Source organism: Thermincola sp. GK-1 (assembly GCF_059412445.1).
This window is the reverse complement of record NZ_JBSQAT010000003.1, coordinates 68,083-90,371: the sequence shown is the minus strand read 5'-3', so window position 1 is coordinate 90,371 and position 22,289 is coordinate 68,083. Positions and strand designations below refer to the sequence as shown.

Below are 22,289 nucleotides of genomic sequence, written 5' to 3'. Positions count from 1 at the left end.
AAAAGGGATATCTGGATGCGGGTTATCATTACCGAGCATGCGCGCAAACGGTTAAAAGATGTGCGCCAGGAAAAGATAACTTACGCGGACATAATTAATGCAGCCAGGGAAATACCGGGCTGTATTCCGACCGCTACCAGATTTAAAGGATTTTTTGCCAAATCAGGAAGAATTTTTGATATTGTTGCCAAAGATATTTCTTCAGGGCGATTAGTGATTACAGTGATAGGAAAATAATAGTGATAATTATCCGGTGTAGAACCGGTTAATTATAGACAAGAACCATTGGCTAGGTTTATTCGTTTCCTCGGCGGTATACTTGGCTAATGGCGATTTATAAAAAAAGAGGAGGTGAAGATTATGGCGCTGTTATCGGAGCAGAAAAAGGAGATTATTGATAAGTACAAGCTGCATGAGGCTGATACGGGTTCTCCGGAAGTGCAGATTGCCATCCTTACCGAAAGGATTAATTATCTCACTGAACACCTGCAGCAACATAAAAAGGACCACCATTCCAGGAGAGGCTTACTGAAAATGGTTGGTCAAAGGAGAGCTTTGTTGAATTACTTAAAGAAAAAAGATTTTGACCGGTACCGTAACATAATCGAGAAACTTGGTTTAAGACGGTAATAAAAAGCGGGGTAATACCCGCTTTTTGTTGTACAATTTCACGGCTGGCAGGACTGAGCAGAATACCTTTTTAAAAGGTGGAAAAAGCGGTTATTTTTTATGCAATGCAGGAAATACTAGGATATATGTCGAACTACAATTTGTTGGCATGTATTTCAAGAGGAGGTTATGACTTTAATATTATGGATTCTAGCCCAGTAATTATACGCAGTTTCCCTATCGGCGGCCGGGAAATGGTAATTGAAACCGGTAGGATGGCCAAGCAAGCGACAGGTGCAGTATTTTGTCGCTATGGTGACACTGCCGTTTTGGTTACAGCAACGTGTTCGCCTGAGCCCCGGGAGGGAATAGACTTTTTTCCTTTAACGGTTGATTACGAGGAACGTCTTTATGCTGTTGGGAAAATTCCGGGAGGGTTTATCAAAAGGGAAGGACGGCCCAGCGAAAAGGCTATTTTGTCCAGCCGGCTGATTGACAGGCCTATCCGCCCCTTGTTTCCAAAGGGTTACAGGAATGATGTACATATTGTAGCCACCGTTCTGTCTGTTGACCAGGACAATGCTCCTGATGTGACAGCTATTAATGGAGCTTCGGCTGCCCTTATGATATCCGGCATTCCGTTTCTTGGACCTATTGGAGCGGTAGTTGTCGGACGGGTTGACGGCAAATTCATTATTAACCCGACAATTGCCCAGGCGGAAGTAAGCGATATGCATCTAACGGTAGCCGGTACCAAAGACGCAGTTATTATGGTGGAAGCGGGCGCCAAGGAGGTTCCTGAAGAAGTTATCCTGGAAGCTATTTCTTACGGACATGAGGAAATCAAAAAAATTGTATCATTCCTCGAGGATTTCACCCGGGAATGTCTGGATGCCGGTGTTGCCAAACCACGCCAAGAGCCGGTATTATTTCTGCTGGATGAAGAAATCGAGAAACAGGTCCGTGAATATGCTTACGATAAAATGTTTGACACCTTAAAAGAGTGTATCGAAAAACGTTTCTCCAAAAAGCAACGGGAAGATTTCATAGAGAACGCCAAAGAGGAAATCAAAACATACTTTGCGGAAAAAGTCTTTCCCGAAGATGAAGCCGCTTTAAAACATGTGGCTGACGCCGTTAATAAACTGGAAAAAGAGATAATGCGCAAGTTTATCATTCAGGACAGAGTCAGGATAGACGGTCGTAAACTGGACGAGGTGCGTCCCATCGAATGTCATGTGGGGATTCTGCCAAGGACCCATGGGTCGGGCCTTTTTACCAGGGGCCAGACTCAGGTTTTGACCGTAACAACGCTGGGAGCTGTCGGTGATGAGCAGATTTTGGACGGGCTTGGGGTGGAAGAATCTAAACGCTATATGCACCACTATAATTTTCCACCTTACAGTGTGGGAGAAGCCCGTTTCATGCGCGGCCCCGGACGGCGTGAAATTGGTCACGGAGCCCTGGCTGAAAGAGCGCTGGAACCAATGATTCCATCGGAAGATGAGTTTCCTTATACCATCAGGTTAGTATCCGAGGTGTTGGAATCAAACGGGTCTTCTTCTATGGGTAGTGTTTGTGGGTCTACCCTTTCACTGATGGATGCCGGCGTACCTATCAAACGTCCTGTATCCGGAGTGGCCATGGGGTTAATCAAAGAGGAAGATACCTTCGCCGTGTTGACTGACATCCAGGGTATGGAAGATCACTTAGGCGACATGGATTTCAAAGTGGCCGGAACTGAAAAAGGTGTTACGGCTATTCAGATGGACATCAAAATTGCCGGGATCAGCAAGGAAATCTTGCAGGTTGCTTTGACACAGGCCAGGGAAGGCAGAATGCATATATTGTCTAAAATGCTTGAAGTAATTGATAAGCCAAGGCCTGAAATTTCACCTTATGCCCCGCGTATCATTACCTTTACCATTGATCCCGAGAAGATAAGAAATGTTATCGGTCCGGGCGGCAAAACGATTAAAAAGATTATTGATGAAACGGGTGTAAAAATTGACATTGAAGATGACGGCCGTGTATTCATTGCCGCCGTTGACGAGGAAGCCGGCCGAAGGGCACGGGAAATAATAGACAAACTTACTGCCGATGTGGAAGTCGGTAAAATGTACCTGGGAAGGGTAGTAAAGATTATGGATTTTGGCGCCTTTGTAGAGGTGCTGCCCGGCAAGGAAGGCCTCGTTCATATATCTCAGTTGGCCGAACAAAGGGTAGGCAAGGTGGAAGATGTTGTATCCGTTGGTGATGAGATAATGGTTAAAGTAACCAAGATTGATGAACAGGGCAGAATAAACCTGTCCAGGAAAGAAGCCCTGAAAGCGCAACAGCAGACTGAAAGTTAAAGAAAAACATAAACCGGTTCCGGTTTATGTTTTTTGCCGTTTAATGAAGTCCGATGGGGCGCCGTTTAAAACAGGCTTAACCTGATAAGTGCTTGATGAGTCTGTAACGAGTGGAGGAAGAGTTATGAGAATAGGTATGCATGTAAAAATTGGCCAGGGCCTGCCGGAAGCGGTCAAATCGGCCGTTTCATACGGATGTAATACTTTTCAGATGTTTTCAAGAAGCCCAAGAGGAGGTAAGGCGCGCCCTTTTACCGAGGAAGAGCTCAATGAGTTTCATAGGTTAGTAACGGAAAATAAGATTTTCCCTGTAATAGTACATATGCCTTATATTTTAAACCTGGCTAACCCCGATGAAGAAATGCACAAATATGCTGTCCGGCTCATCCTGGAAGATCTGGAACGTGCCGATCAACTGCAGGCGCAGTACTTGGTACTGCACGTCGGCTCTCACCGGGGAACCGGAGAGGAAATAGGTTTGCGGCAGATGGTAAATGGTTTGGCAGAAATAATCAACAACTATGCCGGCCAGGTGACCATTTTGCTGGAGAATACTGCCGGCGCAGGCCATGAGTTAGGCTACCGATTCGAGCATTTGGCGTGGATCATGGAAAGACTGAAAACAGATAAAGTGGCCGTTTGTTTTGATACTTGCCATGCTTTTGGCGCCGGTTATAACCTGGTTACGGAGGAAGCTGTGCAAAAAACTTTACAGGATTTTGACAGCGTTATTGGTCTGGATTTGCTTAAAGTTATTCATGCAAATGATTCCGCCTACCCGCTTGGGTCAAAAAAGGACAGGCATGCCCACATTGGCAAGGGCCTTATTGGCCCCGAAGGCTTTCGGACGCTGTTGCATGACCAAAGACTTTATGAAGTGCCGTTTATTCTGGAGACTCCTGTAGATAAAGAAGGTGATTGGGTAAGCAACTTGAAGACCTTGCGGTCATTGGCAGAATAAACAAACATTACCGCAATCATACAATAGCCTTTATTTAGTTGATTTTATAAGTTTTTTACTGCATTTTGCGGTTTCTTTTTATTTGTTGCGGTATTTTGCGTGCCTAATATGTTTTAAAAAGTTTTGTACAGTTGCTTAAAGTTCTTAATTCCGTTATAATCGGAAAAGTATTAGAGCCCCCTTGAATTTGTCCTTCACGGAAGGAGAAAGGAGAGGAGACTGTATGACGGATAAGGATTTTAAGCTTTTTTTCACATTCAGATCAAGCAGAGAATTCTTAATTGGTTTGAAAAATGTTTGCAAAAACTTTTTACAAAATGAGTTTTTGCCATTTTGGAAAAAGGCTAAAATGGTTTTAAAAGCGAAAATGTTTTCATTAGAAAAAGGTTGTAAGAATTTGTCAAAAAAAATAAACAATAATTATTTGGAAAAATATCTAAAGGTTCTCTTTATCTTGGGTATCATTGTTTCCATGATGTTTGCCACTGTTGTTCCAGGTTTTGACAGCCAGAAAGGATTAAACAGAATTCTGAGTTTCGGAAAAATGGGGTCTGACGTAAGGTGGGTTCAGCACAAACTCAACGAACAAGGTTTTCAGGTTGGAGCTGTGGATGGGATTTATGGCTTCACCACCTTAAACCGGGTCAAAGAGTTTCAGAAAAAGAACAACCTGGCCGTTACGGGTACTGTAGATGAAAAAACCTTTGCCCGGTTAAACGGTACCGGCGAGGACAATGGCAGAAAACAGCACGTTGGTAGGAATAGTTCCGGTGTAAAACTTTCGGAGAAAGATCTGCTGCTATTGGCCAGGGCTGTAAACGGCGAGGCCAGAGGAGAACCTTTTGAAGGACAGGTTGCCGTCGCAGCTGTAATTCTAAACAGGGTAGAATCTCCCCAGTTTCCCAAGTCCGTCCCCGGTGTAATATTTCAGAGGGGCGCCTTTGATGCTGTTGAGGACGGTCAAATATGGTTACAACCGTCAAGGGAGGCTATCCGTGCTGCTTATGTAGCTGCTCAGGGTAAGGACAACACAGGGGGCGCTCTCTATTATTTCAATCCTGCGAAATCCACCAGCAGGTGGATATGGACCAGGCCACAAATTAAACAAATTGGCAACCACATTTTTGCCAAGTAGACTCTTCCTTTCCCCAGGGGCTGCCCAACCAATTTTGGGCAGTCCTTGTTTCTTTTGCAAAGTAAATGGTCCAAATTCCCACGAGGAAAGTTGTTGAAACATGTCTAAATGTATAACCATACCCCGCCAATACAAGGAGGTGTTAACATAATTAACAATTAAAGTAATATATGGGAGGGAAGTAATGAGAAGTAGTAGAAGAATCATTATTGCAACTATTCTGTGTATCATTTTTGTGCTTGTATTCACAACCTCGAGTTTTGTTGCCGGAGCGGAACCTGCTGACGTATATTACAAGGTTCAGCCTGGTGATTTTCTATGGCTGATTGGCTGGAAGTTTGAATCTCCTGTGGAAGCAATTATGAGCGCCAATAAACTTACGTCTACCCAGATAGTGCCGGGTCAAGTCTTAAAAATTCCCAAATCCACGGGCTATGTACGGGAAGCGCCGAAATCAGCCGCTTACACGGTTGGGTCAGGCGATAGCCTTTACCTGATTAGCCGGCGATTTGGCATTGGCATAAGTGAAATAATGGCAGCCAATGGGTTGAAGAGTTCTACCATCTATGTGGGTCAGTCACTTAAACTTCCTGTACCCGCTCAGGCGCGATATACCGTACAAAATGGGGATACCCTCTACTTAATTGCCAAAGAATTTAACGCTAACATTGAGATGTTGAAGCTGGTAAACAAAATGAAATCTGATTTGCTATGGGTGGGGCAGGTTTTGTTTGTACCTGAAAAGGCGCAGGTTCCGGCTAGTCCTCAGGATATTGAGATACCGAACGAAACTAAGGAACCTCAGGTTCCGGCGCCAGCAGAACCACCTAAACCGCCTATCCCTTATGGCGGACAGTGGGGGATGATACCGGAGGGAGTAGTTTTATACCATACCAAAGCCGGGGACAACCTTTGGCTGCTAGCCCAACGCTTCGGTACCACGGAAGCTGCAATTACGGCTACCAATCACCTACATACAGACTTGCTCATGGTCAACCAACCCCTGTTTATTCCGCAGAACAGCGATCAACCCGTTACGATTCCGTACCCCGAAGCGAACCGAAAAGAAGGCTATGGGGAGCTTATGGATTGGGAATACGTTTCTTGGCTATTTGATACCTACAACGTAGCCACATTGAAAGACCTCGATACAGGCAAGAGTTTTCGAGTTCGCCGGTTGGGCGGTTCAAACCATGCCGATGTAGAACCTTTGACCGCCGCCGATACGGAAATTATGAAGGAAATCTACGGCGGACAATGGAGTTGGAACAGAAGAGCTGTACTGGTTTACGTAGATGATAAGGTGATTGCAGGTTCCATGGCCGGTATGCCCCACAGTATTCAAACCATAGCAGATAACGATTTTCCAGGACATTTTGACCTGCATTTTTTAAACAGCAGAACGCACAATAGCAACACAATTGATACCAAGCACCAGGAAATGGTGCAGAAGGCGGCGGGGAATTAATTTAGTACATTCAAGTGTTTCCGCACTGGGAAACGTTATTTGGAAAAATATATTGTTTGCTATATGGCCCAAATCACCGACCCGATGAATGCCATCCATGGATCACAGTCGCTACGACCCACCTTGGCCTTCGCCGGTGATTTGGGCCATTCCGGTTGTTTTAGCTTTGGCAATAGCTGGGAGTGGACAGGAATACTATAACTACCTGAATATGTCTGTACATCCATATGTTAATCAGAAATATAAATAATAGGAACAATTAGAGCGTCTTTGCCAGCCTTTCTTTGGCAATTTATACTTGATTTAAAAGATGAAGCCAAAGAAAGGGGAGGGGAAAAATTTTTATACCAAAGCGGATTTGTGTTGTGCTATTTGCACTGAGCATTTTTATGATTTTTGAGAGCCAAAGACTTTTAGCTTTTGCCCAGCAATATGATAACATAACGGTAAAAGAAAAAAATGCTGTGGACAAGCTGTCGGCTGTCAGGCCTGTTATCGGGCCTACCAAATTTGACAGGGTTAAAAAGATTTATTGGGAAAAAGTAAAATCTGCATATTTTGAAAGGGTTGGTTATTATGCTGAAGACTGGCCCGGTGATACAGGGTCTCTGCGATCGATTGAAAAATATGGCCAGTATATGACTGCCGTAGTTCCTTTTGCATATCGAGTGGATAAATACGGTAATCTTAGCGGACAGTTAACCGGTAATTTGTTGCGGGCTGCCAATGAAAAAGGGCTAAATGTATTAGTATTGGTACATAACTTTAACAATAACGGCTTTGACCGGCAATTGGTTAGTGCTGTACTTAACGATAGCAAAGCGCGTAACAATCTGATTGCAAACATTTTAAAACTAATCAGGGAAAAGACATTGGCCGGTGTCAATATCGATTTTGAAAATATCAGCCCCAGTGAAAGAAATAAGTTTAATGATTTTCTTAAGCTGCTGAAGGATAAGCTCCGGGCGGAAGGGTACCTGCTAACGGTTTCCGTACCGGCCAAGACCTGGGATAATAAGCAAGACGCTTGGAGCGGCGGTTTTGATTACCGGTTCATTGGCAGCGTGGCCGATAGGGTAATGTTAATGACTTATGATGAGCACTGGTTCGGTGGGTCACCGGGGCCTATTGCTTCTCTTCCCTGGGTAGAAAATGTTCTTAAATTTGCAACAAGCCAGATTCCCAAGGATAAGTTATTGTTGGGTATAGGAACCTATGGCTATGACTGGGGACAAAAAGGAAAAGGCAGAACCGTATCTTCGAGCAAAGCTTTGCAACTGGCCAAGCAACACGGGGCTAAAATACAATGGGATGCCAAGGCCCAGGTACCCTATTTTTATTATTGGACAAGCGGTGAAAAACGCACCGTCTGGTTTGAAAGTACCCAAAGTGCTGCTTTGAAGGCCCAATTGGTGAAAAAATATGATGTCGGAGGTATTGCTGTGTGGAGACTCGGCTTCGAAGATGGAGCTTTTTGGGAAACCATGAGCAGCAAGCTGGCCCGATAAAATAAACTCCACTTAAAATCGACCTTCTCAACAGCTTAGGGGAGAGGTGTTTATTATACCTCTTCAGGCAAAGGTTATTCTAAAAAATTCGGGGAAGTTAAATTTTTTCCGGAGCGGGGCTTTAAGGGTGGGTGTGGTGGCTGGGCTACCCCGGAGCTTGGTGCTGAAGAATGACGGCAGGGTGGGAGGGTTTCTCTGCTACCTGGGAGCTTGGTGCTGCAAACCCTGGCCGGGCAGGCAGCGTTCCCGAACTCGATGGCTCATGTTGCATTTCTAATAAGTCAGGCCGCCTCCCGTCCGGACACGCAACCTGCGTTGAGCGCCGGACTTCCCGGCGGCCTTCGCCATCTGCAAACATGCGGGAACTTCCTGTCTGCCCGGCTGCGGTTTTGCGGGCGCAGTCGCTCCCAAACGGTAGCCGGAGAACCCTGCCCACCCCTCCAATTGACTGGCATGGGAATTGGAACGGAGGAATAATTTAAACTTCCCAGGAGGGCACATTATTCTGGAGCGGGGACTTAAATCGTCCTCCGGCCCGCGACCCACGCAGTGGGAGCGGCTGCCGGAGGAGATTTCGTCCGTGAGCGGAAGAATAATGTGCCCTCCATTTCTTGAAAGGTTTATGTACTAACCTGACTGCCGGGGGCATAAGAATTAATTTAGATAAAAAGGGACGACGAGGAGGAAATTTATGAAGGTATACTTTTTCGAGTATTCCAGGATAGTGCGGAAATTGGCCTGGGTAGTGGGATTGTTCCTGGCCTTAACGCTGTTATATAAGTTTGTGCAGTATAATTTTCTGTCTACTGTATCAACTCAGTTCAAGCCTATTTATCAGGGTGATAACGGTAAAAAACAGATTGCTCTGACCTGCAACGTGGTCTGGGGAGAAGAATTTGTACCGGAAATGTTAAAAATACTGGAAAAGAACAAAGTGCACATTACCTTTAACATGGGCGGGCAGTGGGCCGAAAAGTTTCCTGAGCTGACCAGGCAAATAGCGGAGCAGGGGCATGAAATGGGAAACCATGGTTATTCACATCCTCACCCCACTTATCTGTCAAAAAAGCAGAATATCGATGAAATAAAAAAAACCGAAAAGATAATTTATCAACTGACAGGGAAAAAAACGAACCTGTTTGCTCCGCCATATGGGGAGTATAACGACATGGTGCTGGAGGCTGCCGGAAGCATAGGCTACAAAACTATTCTCTGGAGTATTGATACTATCGACTGGCAGCGGCCGGCGCCTCAAGTCATTGTAGACCGCGTCATGAGAAAAAGCCATAATGGGGCTATAGTTTTAATGCATCCGACAGCCCCTACTGTAAAAGCTTTGCCTGAAATAATTCGGCGGTTATCGGACGAGGGATATAAATTTGTAACGGTTTCAGAAATTATTGGTATAAAGTAAATGTGGAGGTAATATGAAAAGGTTTCGCGCAGGGATCATTTTTTTCACAATATTTTTGTTAAAAGCGAATACCTGCCTGGCCTGGCAACCGGCTATTTCGGCCGATGCTGCCGTACTAATGGATGCCAATACCGGTCAGGTATTATATGCCAAAAATGCTCATAAAAGAAGGCCGCCTGCCAGTACAACAAAAATTCTGACCGGCATTCTCGCTTTGGATATGGGAAACCCTGCAGAAACAGTGGTAGTGAGCCCCAGGGCGGCCGCCGTGGGAGAGTCAAGTATCCACCTCTCGGCAGGCGAAAAATTAACCCTGGATGAATTAATTCAGGGAGCTTTAATGAAATCAGGCAATGATGCATGTGCAGCCATTGCGGAACATATAGGCGGCAGCATTGAGATGTTCAGCCAGCTTATGAATTTAAAAGCCAAAATGTTGGGGGCATGGAACTCAAATTTTATTAATCCTCATGGCCTACCAGCTAAAAACCATTATTCTACGGCTTATGATTTGGCTCTCATTGCCAGATATGCTATGCAGAATCGGCGTTTTGCCGAAATCGTAGCCCAGAAAGAAAAGGAGATCGATTGGTACGGGCAGAGTTGGAACAGACATTTGAAGAATACGAATAAGTTATTATGGAGATATATATGGGCTGACGGTATCAAAACCGGCACCACCAAGGCGGCCGGACAGTGCCTTGTATCGTCTGCCAGCAAAGATTGTCGTAAGTTGATTGCTGTCGTTTTAAAAAGCGGTGACCGTTACGGTGATTCTATACAACTTTTTGAATATGGGTTCAATAATTATTATTACCAGCAGGTTGCTGTTGCCGGTGAATATTTTGGTTATGCCGATGTGCAAAACGGTTTATATCCCAAAGTGCAACTGGCTTTTAAATCTGACCTGGGCGTACTTGTACCTAAGGACCGGCCAGGCAGTTTAGAAAAGCGGCTGGTTCTTGAACGGAAACCGCAAGCCCCTGTGAAAGCCGGACAGACTTTGGGCTGGATGGAAGTAAACATTGACAGACAAAGGGTCGGCAGGGTAGAACTGGTTGCCTTAAATGAAGTACCGGAAAATTCACTGAAAAACCGGGTGCTTTCATGGATACAGAAGATTATTGGCTGAAGTCGGCCATAGTTTCGACATTTTAAAAAAAAATTAAAGGAATTTCGCTTGCTTTCGCGAATGTAATTTAGGTATTTTAAAAAGTCTTTTTCCACCTTACCTAAGGAGGATTTTTTAATGTATATTAAAGAACAATTGCCGAACGGTATCAAAGTTGTTACAGAAGAAATACCTCATGTGCGTTCAGTTTCCATAGGACTGTGGGTTGGCGTCGGTTCCCGTGATGAAACAGATGAAAACAGTGGCATTGCTCATTTCATCGAGCACATGATGTTTAAAGGGACCAAGAACAGGTCTGCCAAACAAATAGCTGAGGAACTTGACGCAATAGGCGGTCAGTTAAACGCTTTCACTGCCAAAGAGTATACCTGCTATTATGCCAAGACCCTGGACGAGCATTTTCCCAAATCACTGAATCTGCTGGCAGATATGTTTTTTAATTCTCTTTATGACCCTCAGGAAATCGATAAGGAAAGGAATGTTATTATTGAAGAAATCAATATGTATGAAGATGCTCCCGATGAGTTGATCCACGACCTTTTTGCCAGCACGCTTTGGAACAACCACCCCCTTGGCAGGTCAATAATAGGTACCAGGGAAGTGGTGGAAAAGATAAACCGGGCAGATATAATTTCCTTTTTAAAAACCTTTTATACCCCGGATCAATTGGTCATAGCTGTGGCAGGTAACGTGAAACATGACAGGGTAATGGAACTCATTACTCCTTTATTTGACCGGATGGAAGGAAAGAGCACGGCCCGTAATTATGCAAAGCCGGTCCCTGTATACCAGGTAGCCACGAAGAAAAAAGACACGGAGCAGGTTCACCTGTGTATTGGCGTCCCCGGACTGCCATTGGACCACGAACAGATATATTCCCTCTACGTGCTGAACAGTATTCTGGGCGGAGGGATTAGTTCCCGGCTGTTCCAGGAAATCAGAGAAGAACGAGGATTGGCTTATTCTGTTTATTCTTATCATAATTCCTACAAAGACGCTGGTCTGTTTTCCATTTACACTGGACTGAGTCTGAAAAACATCGGGCCGGTAGTGGAACTGATTTCCAGAGAACTTAAACAGATTAAAGCGGGTAAGGTAACGGAAGAAGAAGTTTTTCGGGCCAAAGAACAACTGAAGGGAAGTCTGTACCTGGGCCTGGAAAACGTTAGCAACAGGATGAGCAGGATAGGAAAATCGGAGTTGTGCCTCGGTCGTATTATTACCCCTGAGGAAGCCGTGGAAAAAATCAACCGTGTCGGGATAAAAGATGTCCAGTTACTGGCTGAACAGCTTTTTGCCTCGGATAAAATGGTATTGACGTCTATTGGCCCCATGGACCATAAAATTGATATTGTACTTTAGTTTATTGCGGAGGAAATTATGAAAGAAATAAGGCTGGCGATAAAAAGACTGGAGCATGCCCGGGACCTGCCCCTGCCCAGGTATATGACAGAGGGTTCAGCGGGAATGGACTTGTATGCGGCTGTTGAGGAAACTCTGGTACTTGAACCAGGGGAAATAAGGCTTATCCCTACGGGCATTGCTATTGAATTACCGCCCGGTTATGAGGCGCAGATCAGACCGCGAAGCGGTTTAGCCTTAAAATACGGCATTTCTTTTGTGAATACTCCCGGAACTATCGATGCTGATTATCGGGGGGAGATAGGGCTCATTATGATTAACTTCGGTAACCGGCCTTTTACCATCAACCGTGGCGACCGGGTTGCCCAAATGGTCATTAATGAAATAGTGAAGGCTCATATAACGGAAGCGGAAGTACTGACTGAAACGGAAAGAAATGCCGGAGGTTTTGGACACACAGGAAAATAATAACGTCATAAATTACCACCCCTCACATATTATTTAGTGGGGGGTGTCCTATTTGATTCAACTGGCTGTTATATTCGGCCTGATAGGGTTATCGGTTTATCAACGGGTTAAGATCAGGGCACAGTCACAAACAGGTATCGGTGAGATTCTCGGAAACAGCAAGGCTTCCATGCTTTCAGAAGCTATCGGTAATCTAATCGCCACAGCCGGTGGAATATACTTGTCATTGATACTGTTGGCGACTTTTCTTGGACTGGAGCTGCCTTCCACGGTGGAATTATACAGTATAAGATTTGAACCGGTAGCCGGCACCTCGTTAATGTTGGCCTTGATACAGCCCTTTATCCAGAGAATCTGGAGTTTGTTATTTAAATAATTATGGGGTGTTAATATGAGGCTTAGTGATTTGGAAGGTAAAGAAATAATAAATATAAACGACGGCTCCAGATTGGGAGTCATCGGCGAAGCTGACCTGATTATTGACCCGCGGACGGGGTTAATTCAGTCAATCATCCTGCCGCAGAAAAATAACCTGATCAGTTTCTGGGTTGATAAGCAGAACATTATTATTCCCTGGGAAGCAGTGAGAAAGATAGGCCAAGAGGTTGTTATTGTAGACCTGGACAGCACAGTGCCGAATTTATCGAGCTATTTAGGGTAGGAAGCTTTCTAAAAAGGCAGTCCCAATGTATTACAGGTACAGGGATAGGTTAAACGCCTGTCCCTAGGATTGAAGAGAAAATTTTTCAGAACTGCCTTTGTCAACAGGATGAGGGATAGGTGTTAAATACCTATCCCTTTATCTTTATGAAAGGACTGCCTTTTTAGAACTGGATCGGGGGCGAAAACTTGAGTATACATTATACCAATCGGCCATAACTTGACATATTCAGCCATTTATAAGAAAATAAAATTTAAGGTATTATGAGGCCTTTAGAGTTATTATCAGACCATAAAGGGGTTGGTTTTTATAAACAAAATAAAAGTGGTTGTAAACGGAGCTTGCGGTCGGATGGGCCGGGAGGTTGTAGTAGCTGTTCACAAGGAACCGGACATGGAATTGGTCGGTGCCATAGACATACGTAACAATGGTTTTGATATTGGCCCGTTAGTAGGATTGGAACCTACCGGAGTACTGGTAGTCCGCAACCTTAATAAACTGTTACAGGAAACAGATGTAGACGTAGTAGTGGATTTCACCGGACCCGATACTGTATATAAAAATATGAAAACTGTTTTGGAGAACAAGGTAAATTTAGTAGTTGGTACAACGGGAATTTTACCTGAACAGCTTGAGGAAATCAAAAAAATAGCGGAAGCACAGGGGTTAGGCGTACTCATTGCCCCTAACTTTGCCATAGGCGCCGTATTAATGATGAAATTTGCTGCCCAGGCTGCACGATATCTGCCTCATGTGGAGATAATTGAACTTCATCACGACCAGAAACTGGATGCACCCTCAGGGACAGCTTTAAAGACGGCAGAACTAATCCAGCAGAACAGAGCTGTTTTCCGGCAAGGTCATATCAACGAATATGAAAAAATAAGCGGAGTCCGGGGCGGAGAATTTGAAGGTATGAGGATTCACAGCATTCGGCTCCCGGGCTTAATAGCTCACCAGGAAGTTATTTTCGGTGGGTTAGGACAAACCCTGACTATAAGGCATGATTCATTAAACAGGGAATCTTTTATGCCTGGAGTTATTCTTTCCATCAGAAAAGTAATGGATATGAAAGGAGTGATTTACGGCCTGGAAAATTTGATAACAGAATAACCGTAGTCTTTCAGACAAGCACCTCCCCATCGTATGATTCATATATTGAAAGTAGTTGGTCGTACGAAGGAGGTCGTCTACTGCATGTGTTCAGAGCTTAAAGGGATACCCATAGCTGTAATCGGCGGGGATGACAGGGAATTGTATCTTGTTCCCGAATTGCTGAAACTTGGGGCCATTGTTAGGGTTATCGGCTTACCACAATTCGGACAACACTCTATGATTCAGACCTGCGAAAGTTTGCACGAGGCTGTCCGGGATGTAAGGTTTATCATTTTACCCATGCCGGGGATTGACGAAAACGGAAGGGTCAGAGCTCTTTATTCGCCTGTACCGCTGGTTCTCGATGAAAATGTGATGTCCGGCATATCGCCGGAAACCGTTATATTTGTAGGTGTGGCAAAGACACGACTTAAGGAATTGGCGCAAAATCGAAACTTAAAACTGATTGAACTGGCAGACATGGATGAGGTGGCCATTCTAAATTCCATTCCTTCTGCGGAAGGAGCGATTCAGATGGCCATGGAGGAATTGCCGATTACCATCCACGGCAGCCGTTCGGTAGTTTTAGGTTTCGGCAGGACCGGCATGACGTTGGCCCGTGTACTTGCAGCTATGGGGGCAAAAGTAAGTGTAGTGGCACGGAAAGCTTCTGACCGGGCCAGAGCTTATGAAATGGGATTTGAACCCCTGACGTACCTCCAGCTTGGTGAGTGCCTTGCAGTAGCAGATGTAGTATATAACACAGTTCCGGCGATGGTTTTGGGTAGAGATGTTTTGGAATGTGCCAAACCTGGCCTACTGATTATTGACCTGGCTTCTGCACCTGGCGGGACCGATTTTAACGCCGCTGAAGAACTGGGTATCAAAGCAATCCTTGCGCCAGGATTACCGGGAAAGGTAGCGCCAAAAACCGCAGGGCTTATTTTGGCTAAGGTTATACCAAATCTCATCAGGCAAGAACTGCTGACTGCTACAAAGGCCTGTAACGGCTCTGGAAATTAGTCGGAGGTGCTAATATGCGTCTGAAAGATAAAAGGATTGGTTTTGCTGTCACAGGTTCTCACTGCACCTTAAAAGAAGCACTGGCACAGGTTGATGTTTTTATAAAAGAAGGAGCCACGGTTGTTCCCATCATTTCCAAAACGGTAGCCGAAGATGACACCAGATTTGGAACGGCTGAGCACTGGAAAGAATTCCTCAGAAAAACATGCCAAAAAGAACCAATAAATTCTATAACCGATGCTGAACCTATAGGTCCCCAAAGACTTCTTGATGTCCTCGTAGTAGCTCCCTGTACAGGTAATACCCTGGCTAAACTGGCTAATGGCATTACCGACGGCCCGGTACTTATGGCCATAAAGGCCCATTTACGTAACCAGCGGCCCGTCGTACTGGCTATAGCAACCAATGACGGATTGGGTATGAATGCCAAAAATATTGGACTTTTGTTAAATATGAAAAACATTTATATGGTACCTTTCGGGCAGGATAATCCGAAGGCGAAGGAGAATTCTTTGGTTGCGCATATGGATTTGTTGCTGGACACAACCCTGGAGGCGCTGAAGGGTAGACAATATCAACCTGTTCTCATAGATTACCTGGATTAAAATGTAAAAGCTTGTGGTGCGGGTGTTAGCCTTAAAATAGATCTTGCAAAAAGACGGAGGGGAAGTTATGAAAAAATTTAACGTAGCAGTTGTAGGCGCCACTGGCGCAGTAGGACAAGAACTTCTTAAAATCCTGGCCGAACGCAATTTTCCGGTAAAAAGCCTGAAACCTCTGGCTACTCAGAGGTCAGCCGGAAAACAGATACCTTTTGGCGGAAATACTTATACTGTTGAAGCTACTACGGCCCAGGCTTTTGACGGCGTTGATATCGCCCTGTTTGCGGGCGGGTCGGCAAGCAAAGAGTTTGCTATTGAAGCCGCCAACCGAGGAGCTGTGGTTGTTGATAACAGCAGCGCCTTCAGAATGGACCCGAAAGTGCCTTTGGTAGTTCCGGAAGTAAACCCTGAAGATGTGAAAAACCATCAGGGGATAATTGCTAACCCGAACTGTTCAACCATTCAAATGGTTGTTGCCTTAAAGCCCATTCATGACGCAGCCAAAATCAAACGGGTTGTCGTATCTACTTACCAGGCTGTGTCGGGCGCCGGTAAAGAAGCCATCGATGAACTTACTGAACAGGTAAAAGAGTTGGCAGAAGGTAAGGAAGTTGTCCCGAAGGTTTTTCCGTACCAAATTGCCTTTAATCTGATTCCCCATATTGATGTGTTTGCTGATATGGATTATACAAAAGAAGAATGGAAAATGGTTAACGAAACCAAAAAGATCATGCATGACGATTCTATTCAAGTAACTGCAACCACGGTACGGGTTCCTGTTTACCGCAGCCACTCTGAATCTGTCAATATAGAAACCGAACGAAAAATTACTGCCGAAGAAGCTAAAAAAGTACTGGCTTCTGCTCCTGGCATAATCGTATTGGATGACCCCCGGGAAAAAAAATATCCCATGCCACTGTTTACTTCTGACCGCGACGAGGTGTTTGTCGGGCGGATAAGAGAAGACAATTCTATAGAAAACGGCTTAAACATGTGGGTTGTAGCAGACCAGTTGAGGAAAGGGGCTGCAACAAACGCTGTCCAGATAGCTGAATTGTTAATCAAATATAACTGCCTGTAAGAGGTGAATGACTTGAAATACCTGGTCCAGAAATTTGGTGGCACATCTCTGGCAAACAGTGAGCTGCGCGAAATGGTGGCGCAAAAAATAATCCGTGCTAAAAACGAAGGTTATAGTCCGGTGGTAGTTGTTTCGGCAATTGGCCGGCAGGGAGACCCCTACGCAACAGATACCCTACTTGAATTTGTGGAAAACATTTCCCCGGATATTCCTCCCCGGGAATTGGATACACTGATGTCCTGCGGTGAAATTATTTCCGGAGTGGCTATGGTTGCCACCTTAAGGGCCAAGGGGTATAATGCCGTATTTCTGACCGGGTCCCAGGCAGGCATAATTACTGACGACTGTTTTACCGACGCTCATATCCAGGAGATAAACCCGGCTTTGATCCACAAGTATGCCCACCAGGATACCATAGTTATTGTAGCAGGTTTTCAAGGAGTGACGAAGGACGGGGATGTCACAACTCTAGGCCGGGGCGGAAGTGACACCACTGCCGCTGCTTTGGGAGTTGCTTTAAATGCGGAAGCTGTTGATATTTATACCGATGTGGACGGTATTATGACAGCTGATCCACGCATAGTGGATGATGCCAAGACTCTCAATGTAGTTACCTATAATGAAATTGTCCAGCTTGCTCATGAGGGGGCCAAAGTAATTCACCCACGGGCAGTGGAAATCGCTATGCAAAAAAATATTCCCTTAAGGGTGAAATGTACTTTTTCCGATGCGCCCGGTACTTTAGTTACTGCCCAAAGTGAAAACGGCCCCATTGAAATACAAAAAGACAAGGTTATAACAGGCATTGCCCATATTCCCAACGTAACCCAACTGAAAATTATTACGGCTAATTACCCGGAAATTGAGGATGCTCACCTGAAGATATTCAAGGCTATGGCTTTGGCCGGTATAAGTGTTGATTTTATTAATGTTTACCCGGAAGCGGTTATTTTTACCGTAAAGGACCAGGTCAGTGCCAAGGCTATAGAGATTCTGCAGAACATGGGGTTTGCCGTGGAGGCAGTTCCCGGTTGCGCCAAGGTATCGGCTGTCGGGGCAGGCATGGCCGGGGTCCCGGGAGTAATGGCCCGCATAGTGGAGGCATTAGCAGAAGAAAAAATTAAGATATTGCAAACTGCTGACTCTCATTCTACCATCTGGTGTCTGGTAAAACAGGCAGATATGGAAAGAGCGATCCGGGCGTTGCACAAAAAATTTAAGTTAAACGAATAAATAACAGTGGTGTATTTTAAAAAAGTAGGAAGGTGAAAGATTTTGGAGACATTCGGACGGGTTATGACAGCCATGATTACGCCTTTTGACAAGGATCTGGCTGTGAACTTCGGAGAGGTCAGAAAAATTGCCCGGTACCTGGCAGATAACGGTTCCGATGGCATTGTTGTCGCCGGCACAACGGGAGAATCGCCGACCTTGACTAAGGAAGAAAAGCTGCGACTTTTTGAAGTAGTTATGGAGGAAGTAGGAGACAGGGTTACAGTAATCGCCGGAACAGGATCTAATGTTACTGCTGATTCCGTTAAACTGACCAAAGAAGCCGAATCCATAGGTGTTCACGGGGTTATGCTGGTGACCCCTTATTATAATAAGCCCCCGCAAGATTGTCTGTATAACCACTTTAAAACCATTGCTGCGAATACAAGTCTTCCGGTGATGTTATATAATGTTCCCGGGAGGACTGGCTGCAACCTGCTTCCCGATACGGCAGCGAAACTTGCTAAGATAGATAATATAGTTGCTTTAAAAGAGGCCAGCGGTAGTTTGGACCAAGTAGGTGAAATAAGGCGGAAGACCCCTGACAATTTCATGATTTATAGCGGCGATGACGGGTTGACGCTTCCTCTTCTGGCTGTGGGATGTTGCGGTGTGGTAAGTGTAGCAGCTCATGTTGTCGGAAAGGAAATGAATGAGATGATTGCCGCTTTTCAAAGAGGAGATGTAGAAAAAGCCAAAAGTATTCACCTCGATTTATTACCGGTATTCAGAGCCATGTTTATCACCACCAGTCCTATACCGGTAAAGGCAGCCATGAATATGTTGGGCTTTGCCGCCGGCGAACTTCGGCCGCCACTGGGACCTGCGGGTCCTGCTGAAAGCGAGGTCATCAGAAAAACGCTGCTACAGAAGGGTATATTGAAGTGAAAAAAAGCGTACAACAGTGCGCTTTTTTATTTAGGAAATTATGCTTTGATGCAATGGATGCTTTTGTTCATTAAGCCTGTGCTGTCTTTGTATTAAAATACCGGGACAAGGTTATAATATTTGATAGTCTTGGCGGGAATGTTAAGTAAAATTACCTTGTTAGTAATTAGGAAATCAATTATAATATTAACAGGTGTTTATGGTCGGCTGTTATTATTAAAATCTGAATCCAGAACGGGTTGACAACCGGATATTTTCCTCTGCTTCTCCTGGTTTTCTCATGTTTTTTGTTTGATGTTTGCGAACAGGAGGTGTAGAGATGGCCAAAGAATTGAAATTAAATTTGATACCACTAGGTGGTTTAGGTGAAATTGGTAAAAACATGATGGTGGTGAAGTACGGGGAAAATATTTTGGTCATTGATTCAGGTTTAATGTTTCCGGAAGAGGAAATGTTAGGGATTGACGTTGTAATTCCTGATATTACCTACTTGCTTGAGAATAAGGATATTGTTCGGGGAATAGTTCTAACTCATGGACACGAGGATCATATCGGGGCGTTACCCTATATTCTGAAGGATTTAGACGTTCCCGTATACGGTACCAAGTTAACATTGGGACTTTTACAGGGAAAACTGAAGGAAAACAGTATGTCTAACTGCGTTACTCTTGTAACGGTTAAACCGCGTGACGTTGTCGATATCGGGCCGTTTAAAGTTGAATTTATAAGAGTTAGCCACAGTATTCCCGATGCAGTGGCTATTGCAATCCACACTCCGGTTGGAACGGTTTTACATACTGGAGACTTTAAACTGGATCAAACACCGGTAGACGGCGATGTAACGGATTTTCACAGGATTGCCGAGCTGGGACAAAAAGGTGTACTCGTACTGCTATCCGACAGTACGAATGTGGAAAGACCGGGTTATACTATGTCAGAGAGAGTAGTAGGCGCTACCTTTGACGAAACCTTCAGGATGGCAAAAGACCGTATAATTATTGCCACCTTTGCATCTAATGTCCACAGGTTGCAGCAAGCCATTTCCACGGCTTATAAATACGGGCGGAAAGTAGCCATAGTCGGCAGAAGTATGCTGAACGTGGTCAGTATAGCCAGTGAATTAGGTTATATTAAATTCCCCGAAGATATTTTAGTTGATTTAGATGAGATCAATCGTTTGCCAAGCAACCAGGTAACTATCCTTACGACCGGCAGTCAGGGTGAACCCATGTCTGCCCTGACCAGGATGGCATTAAATGACCATCGGCAGGTAGAAATTATACCGGGAGATACAGTAATAATCTCAGCCACACCGATTCCGGGAAATGAAAAACTTGTTGCCCGAACCATAGACCACCTTTTTAAACAAGGCGCCAATGTAATATACGAATCTTTTTCCGGCATTCATGTTTCCGGACACCCCAGTCAGGAAGAATTAAAAATGATGATCAACCTGGTAAAACCCAAATTTTTTGTCCCAGTGCATGGAGAATACAGGCATCTGATAAAACATGCGCAGTTGGCCGTGGATATGGGTATTCCCAGTTCAAACGTTTTTGTCGCGGAAAATGGACATGTTTTGGAATTTTCCAGGCATCGCGGCCGGATAAGCGGTAGGGTTACTGCCGGTAAAGTGCTTGTAGACGGTCTCGGGGTGGGGGATGTAGGAAATATAGTGTTACGTGACCGGAAACAACTGTCACAGGACGGTATATTAATTGTCGTTGTGACCATTGAGAAAGAAACGGGGGGAGTAGTTGCCGGCCCGGATATTGTATCCAGGGGCTTTGTTTATGTAAGGGAATCCGAAAAGCTCATGGAAGAAGCCAAGGAAAAAGTAAAACTGGCGCTGGAAAAATGCGAGGAGAAAGGGATTACCGAGTGGGCATCCATTAAGTCCAACGTGCGGGATGCCATCGGTAAATATCTGTACGAGAAAACCAGAAGAAGACCGATGATTTTGCCCATCATCATGGAAGTGTAAAATACGCAGCTTTGTGCTGCGTATTTTTTTTGGGGGTTTAAGCATACTAAAAAGGACAATTAATGCGGGAGCGTGATTGCATGTCTAATCATGACTGGGAAACAAACAGTGAAAGTACAACTATCCCCGATGAACCCTCTGTTTCTCCGGAAACTTTGCCGAATACTTCTCCCCAGTCTCCGCCAAGAACGAGAAAAACGATGGCAGGGACTGTCAAGGGAAATGACATTAACGCCATCAAGGAACTGGGGCAAATAAATGTACCGCAGATGAAAAGCAATATTCATGTGCTGCCCATCGTTGGGCAGGTAGAAGGGCATCTGGTATTGCCGCCGCAAAACAAAGCAACGAAGTATGAACATATTATCCCTCAATTGGTTGCTTTGGAGGAAAACCCCGAAATAGAAGGCGTGCTTGTTGTCTTGAACACTATCGGTGGAGATGTGGAGGCCGGACTGGCTATAGCGGAAATGATTACCAGCATGTCAAAACCTACCGTTTCTCTTGTGCTGGGGGGTGGGCACAGTATAGGAGTACCTATAGCCGTAGCCACAAATTATTCCTTTATCGCCGAAACGGCGGGTATGACCGTGCATCCAATACGATTGACAGGTTTGGTCATAGGGGTACCTCAGACTTATGAATACCTTGATAAGATGCAGGACCGGGTGGTGAATTTTATCATCAAGCATTCGAAAATATCGGAAACCAAGCTGCGGGAACTGATGTTCAGAACAGGGGAATTAGCCAGAGATATCGGCGCTGTCTTAATTGGTAAAGACGCCGTGGACGTGGGATTAATAGATGAAGTTGGCGGGGTCTCCCAGGCCATGAATAAGCTGAGGGAATTAATTGAAGCGCGTCGTAATAACCAGGGGAGGCCTCTGCAATGATAATTTATATGCCCTGGCCGGCCCAGGATATATTTAAACAAGATAATGAACAATATAAATATCAGGAGATTGAGGTGCAGGGAACTAAATTGCTTGTTGAACCAATAGCTATGGACCAGTGCAGGGTAGTACGCGTACTAAGCACCGACCCACAGGATTACCTAAAAACCGAATTTCAGCCAGGCAGCGAATTAACCTTTACCCCTGTACTCAAATCATGAGCCGCTGTTTCTTCTCTTGAAGTCCTCATTGTTGACATTGGCAGGGAGCGGAGGAATCCTCTGCTCCTTCTCACCAAATTAATCCTGACAGTACCCTCCGGAAAAACCATTGATGAAATTGATTTAAAACTGTGTTATAATAACATTGTTTGCACAGA

At 44.9% G+C, this 22,289-nt stretch carries 23 protein-coding genes; 22 read left to right on the top strand and 1 reads right to left on the bottom strand.

Annotated features, from left to right (window positions below; all coding sequences use genetic code 11):
• The first annotated feature begins 15 nt into the window (after positions 1-15).
• The 7 genes from ACSNJE_RS03635 (at position 16) to ACSNJE_RS03605 (ending at position 8,035) form a co-directional block, all read left to right on the top strand.
• A complete protein-coding gene (locus tag ACSNJE_RS03635) occupies positions 16-237 on the top strand; it encodes a hypothetical protein (RefSeq protein WP_013120257.1) in 222 nt (73 codons plus the stop codon).
• 123 nt (positions 238-360) lie between these two features.
• Complete coding sequence (rpsO, locus tag ACSNJE_RS03630) at positions 361-630, top strand: 30S ribosomal protein S15 (RefSeq protein WP_013120258.1); 270 nt, start codon at positions 361-363, stop codon at positions 628-630.
• 182 nt (positions 631-812) lie between these two features.
• Positions 813-2,963, top strand: a complete 2,151-nt coding sequence (gene pnp, locus ACSNJE_RS03625) for a polyribonucleotide nucleotidyltransferase (protein ID WP_495252104.1) — start codon at positions 813-815, stop codon at positions 2,961-2,963.
• Positions 2,964-3,087: 124 nt separating this feature from the next.
• Entirely contained in the window at positions 3,088-3,924 is an 837-nt protein-coding gene (locus tag ACSNJE_RS03620; protein ID WP_495252023.1) for a deoxyribonuclease IV, read from the top strand.
• Between the two features lie 397 nt (positions 3,925-4,321).
• On the top strand, positions 4,322-5,059 hold the full coding sequence (sleB, locus tag ACSNJE_RS03615; protein ID WP_495252022.1) for a spore cortex-lytic enzyme: 738 nt from the start codon (positions 4,322-4,324) through the stop codon (positions 5,057-5,059).
• A gap of 184 nt (positions 5,060-5,243) precedes the next feature.
• Positions 5,244-6,527 carry a LysM peptidoglycan-binding domain-containing protein gene (locus tag ACSNJE_RS03610; RefSeq protein ID WP_495252021.1) on the top strand — a complete coding sequence of 428 codons (1,284 nt, stop codon included), beginning with the start codon at positions 5,244-5,246 and terminating at the stop codon, positions 6,525-6,527.
• A 365-nt stretch (positions 6,528-6,892) separates the two neighbouring features.
• Positions 6,893-8,035: a glycosyl hydrolase family 18 protein gene (locus tag ACSNJE_RS03605; RefSeq protein ID WP_495252020.1), complete on the top strand. Its 1,143-nt coding sequence runs from the start codon at positions 6,893-6,895 to the stop codon at positions 8,033-8,035.
• Between the two features lie 145 nt (positions 8,036-8,180).
• Here the strand turns inward: ACSNJE_RS03605 and ACSNJE_RS03600 are convergent, their stop codons facing one another.
• Positions 8,181-8,393 carry a hypothetical protein gene (locus ACSNJE_RS03600; protein ID WP_495252019.1) on the bottom strand — a complete coding sequence of 71 codons (213 nt, stop codon included), beginning with the start codon at positions 8,391-8,393 and terminating at the stop codon, positions 8,181-8,183.
• 333 nt (positions 8,394-8,726) lie between these two features.
• Here ACSNJE_RS03600 and ACSNJE_RS03595 point away from each other — a divergent pair, with 333 nt between their 5' ends.
• The 15 genes from ACSNJE_RS03595 (at position 8,727) to ACSNJE_RS03525 (ending at position 22,131) form a co-directional block, all read left to right on the top strand.
• On the top strand, positions 8,727-9,449 hold the full coding sequence (locus tag ACSNJE_RS03595; protein ID WP_013120264.1) for a polysaccharide deacetylase family protein: 723 nt from the start codon (positions 8,727-8,729) through the stop codon (positions 9,447-9,449).
• Between the two features lie 13 nt (positions 9,450-9,462).
• Positions 9,463-10,581, top strand: a complete 1,119-nt coding sequence (locus tag ACSNJE_RS03590; protein ID WP_495252018.1) for a D-alanyl-D-alanine carboxypeptidase family protein — start codon at positions 9,463-9,465, stop codon at positions 10,579-10,581.
• A 117-nt stretch (positions 10,582-10,698) separates the two neighbouring features.
• Entirely contained in the window at positions 10,699-11,943 is a 1,245-nt protein-coding gene (locus tag ACSNJE_RS03585) for a M16 family metallopeptidase (RefSeq protein ID WP_495252017.1), read from the top strand.
• A gap of 18 nt (positions 11,944-11,961) precedes the next feature.
• Positions 11,962-12,411, top strand: coding sequence for a dUTP diphosphatase (dut, locus tag ACSNJE_RS03580; RefSeq protein ID WP_052218156.1), 450 nt, complete (start codon positions 11,962-11,964; stop codon positions 12,409-12,411).
• 52 nt (positions 12,412-12,463) lie between these two features.
• A complete protein-coding gene (locus ACSNJE_RS03575) occupies positions 12,464-12,787 on the top strand; it encodes a hypothetical protein (protein ID WP_013120268.1) in 324 nt (107 codons plus the stop codon).
• A gap of 15 nt (positions 12,788-12,802) precedes the next feature.
• Entirely contained in the window at positions 12,803-13,072 is a 270-nt protein-coding gene (locus tag ACSNJE_RS03570; protein ID WP_495252016.1) for a YlmC/YmxH family sporulation protein, read from the top strand.
• Between the two features lie 309 nt (positions 13,073-13,381).
• Entirely contained in the window at positions 13,382-14,185 is an 804-nt protein-coding gene (gene dapB / locus ACSNJE_RS03565) for a 4-hydroxy-tetrahydrodipicolinate reductase (RefSeq protein WP_474773205.1), read from the top strand.
• 84 nt (positions 14,186-14,269) lie between these two features.
• On the top strand, positions 14,270-15,190 hold the full coding sequence (gene dpsA, locus ACSNJE_RS03560) for a dipicolinate synthase subunit DpsA (RefSeq protein ID WP_495252015.1): 921 nt from the start codon (positions 14,270-14,272) through the stop codon (positions 15,188-15,190).
• A 14-nt stretch (positions 15,191-15,204) separates the two neighbouring features.
• Positions 15,205-15,795 (top strand): dipicolinate synthase subunit B, encoded by a 591-nt coding sequence (locus ACSNJE_RS03555; RefSeq protein WP_474773167.1) that lies wholly within the window; start codon positions 15,205-15,207, stop codon positions 15,793-15,795.
• Between the two features lie 67 nt (positions 15,796-15,862).
• Positions 15,863-16,873, top strand: a complete 1,011-nt coding sequence (locus tag ACSNJE_RS03550; RefSeq protein WP_052218159.1) for an aspartate-semialdehyde dehydrogenase — start codon at positions 15,863-15,865, stop codon at positions 16,871-16,873.
• A 12-nt stretch (positions 16,874-16,885) separates the two neighbouring features.
• Entirely contained in the window at positions 16,886-18,106 is a 1,221-nt protein-coding gene (dapG, locus tag ACSNJE_RS03545; RefSeq protein WP_474773166.1) for an aspartate kinase, read from the top strand.
• 42 nt (positions 18,107-18,148) lie between these two features.
• Positions 18,149-19,033: a 4-hydroxy-tetrahydrodipicolinate synthase gene (dapA, locus tag ACSNJE_RS03540; RefSeq protein ID WP_052218161.1), complete on the top strand. Its 885-nt coding sequence runs from the start codon at positions 18,149-18,151 to the stop codon at positions 19,031-19,033.
• A gap of 319 nt (positions 19,034-19,352) precedes the next feature.
• Positions 19,353-21,017, top strand: a complete 1,665-nt coding sequence (locus tag ACSNJE_RS03535) for a ribonuclease J (protein WP_495252014.1) — start codon at positions 19,353-19,355, stop codon at positions 21,015-21,017.
• 80 nt (positions 21,018-21,097) lie between these two features.
• On the top strand, positions 21,098-21,910 hold the full coding sequence (locus ACSNJE_RS03530; protein WP_152909019.1) for a ClpP family protease: 813 nt from the start codon (positions 21,098-21,100) through the stop codon (positions 21,908-21,910).
• The gene (locus ACSNJE_RS03525) at positions 21,907-22,131 is read left to right on the top strand and encodes a YlzJ-like family protein (RefSeq protein ID WP_052218163.1); all 225 of its coding nucleotides are present in this window, start codon (positions 21,907-21,909) and stop codon (positions 22,129-22,131) included. The genes ACSNJE_RS03530 and ACSNJE_RS03525 overlap by 4 nt, the downstream gene beginning before the upstream one ends.
• The last annotated feature ends 158 nt before the right edge of the window (positions 22,132-22,289 follow it).

Excerpts from the sequence above, each read along its gene's own strand:
- ACSNJE_RS03635 (WP_013120257.1), top strand. The coding sequence starts at position 16 with ATGCGGGTTATCATTACCGAGCATGCGCGCAAACGGTTAAAAGATGTG.
- rpsO (WP_013120258.1), top strand. The coding sequence starts at position 361 with ATGGCGCTGTTATCGGAGCAGAAAAAGGAGATTATTGATAAGTACAAG.
- pnp (WP_495252104.1), top strand. The coding sequence starts at position 813 with ATGGATTCTAGCCCAGTAATTATACGCAGTTTCCCTATCGGCGGCCGG.
- ACSNJE_RS03620 (WP_495252023.1), top strand. The coding sequence starts at position 3,088 with ATGAGAATAGGTATGCATGTAAAAATTGGCCAGGGCCTGCCGGAAGCG.
- ACSNJE_RS03610 (WP_495252021.1), top strand. The coding sequence starts at position 5,244 with ATGAGAAGTAGTAGAAGAATCATTATTGCAACTATTCTGTGTATCATT.
- ACSNJE_RS03600 (WP_495252019.1), bottom strand. The coding sequence starts at position 8,393 with ATGTTTGCAGATGGCGAAGGCCGCCGGGAAGTCCGGCGCTCAACGCAG.
- ACSNJE_RS03595 (WP_013120264.1), top strand. The coding sequence starts at position 8,727 with ATGAAGGTATACTTTTTCGAGTATTCCAGGATAGTGCGGAAATTGGCC.
- ACSNJE_RS03590 (WP_495252018.1), top strand. The coding sequence starts at position 9,463 with ATGAAAAGGTTTCGCGCAGGGATCATTTTTTTCACAATATTTTTGTTA.
- ACSNJE_RS03585 (WP_495252017.1), top strand. The coding sequence starts at position 10,699 with ATGTATATTAAAGAACAATTGCCGAACGGTATCAAAGTTGTTACAGAA.
- dut (WP_052218156.1), top strand. The coding sequence starts at position 11,962 with ATGAAAGAAATAAGGCTGGCGATAAAAAGACTGGAGCATGCCCGGGAC.
- ACSNJE_RS03570 (WP_495252016.1), top strand. The coding sequence starts at position 12,803 with ATGAGGCTTAGTGATTTGGAAGGTAAAGAAATAATAAATATAAACGAC.
- dpsA (WP_495252015.1), top strand. The coding sequence starts at position 14,270 with ATGTGTTCAGAGCTTAAAGGGATACCCATAGCTGTAATCGGCGGGGAT.
- ACSNJE_RS03555 (WP_474773167.1), top strand. The coding sequence starts at position 15,205 with ATGCGTCTGAAAGATAAAAGGATTGGTTTTGCTGTCACAGGTTCTCAC.
- ACSNJE_RS03550 (WP_052218159.1), top strand. The coding sequence starts at position 15,863 with ATGAAAAAATTTAACGTAGCAGTTGTAGGCGCCACTGGCGCAGTAGGA.
- ACSNJE_RS03535 (WP_495252014.1), top strand. The coding sequence starts at position 19,353 with ATGGCCAAAGAATTGAAATTAAATTTGATACCACTAGGTGGTTTAGGT.
- ACSNJE_RS03530 (WP_152909019.1), top strand. The coding sequence starts at position 21,098 with ATGTCTAATCATGACTGGGAAACAAACAGTGAAAGTACAACTATCCCC.
- ACSNJE_RS03525 (WP_052218163.1), top strand. The coding sequence starts at position 21,907 with ATGATAATTTATATGCCCTGGCCGGCCCAGGATATATTTAAACAAGAT.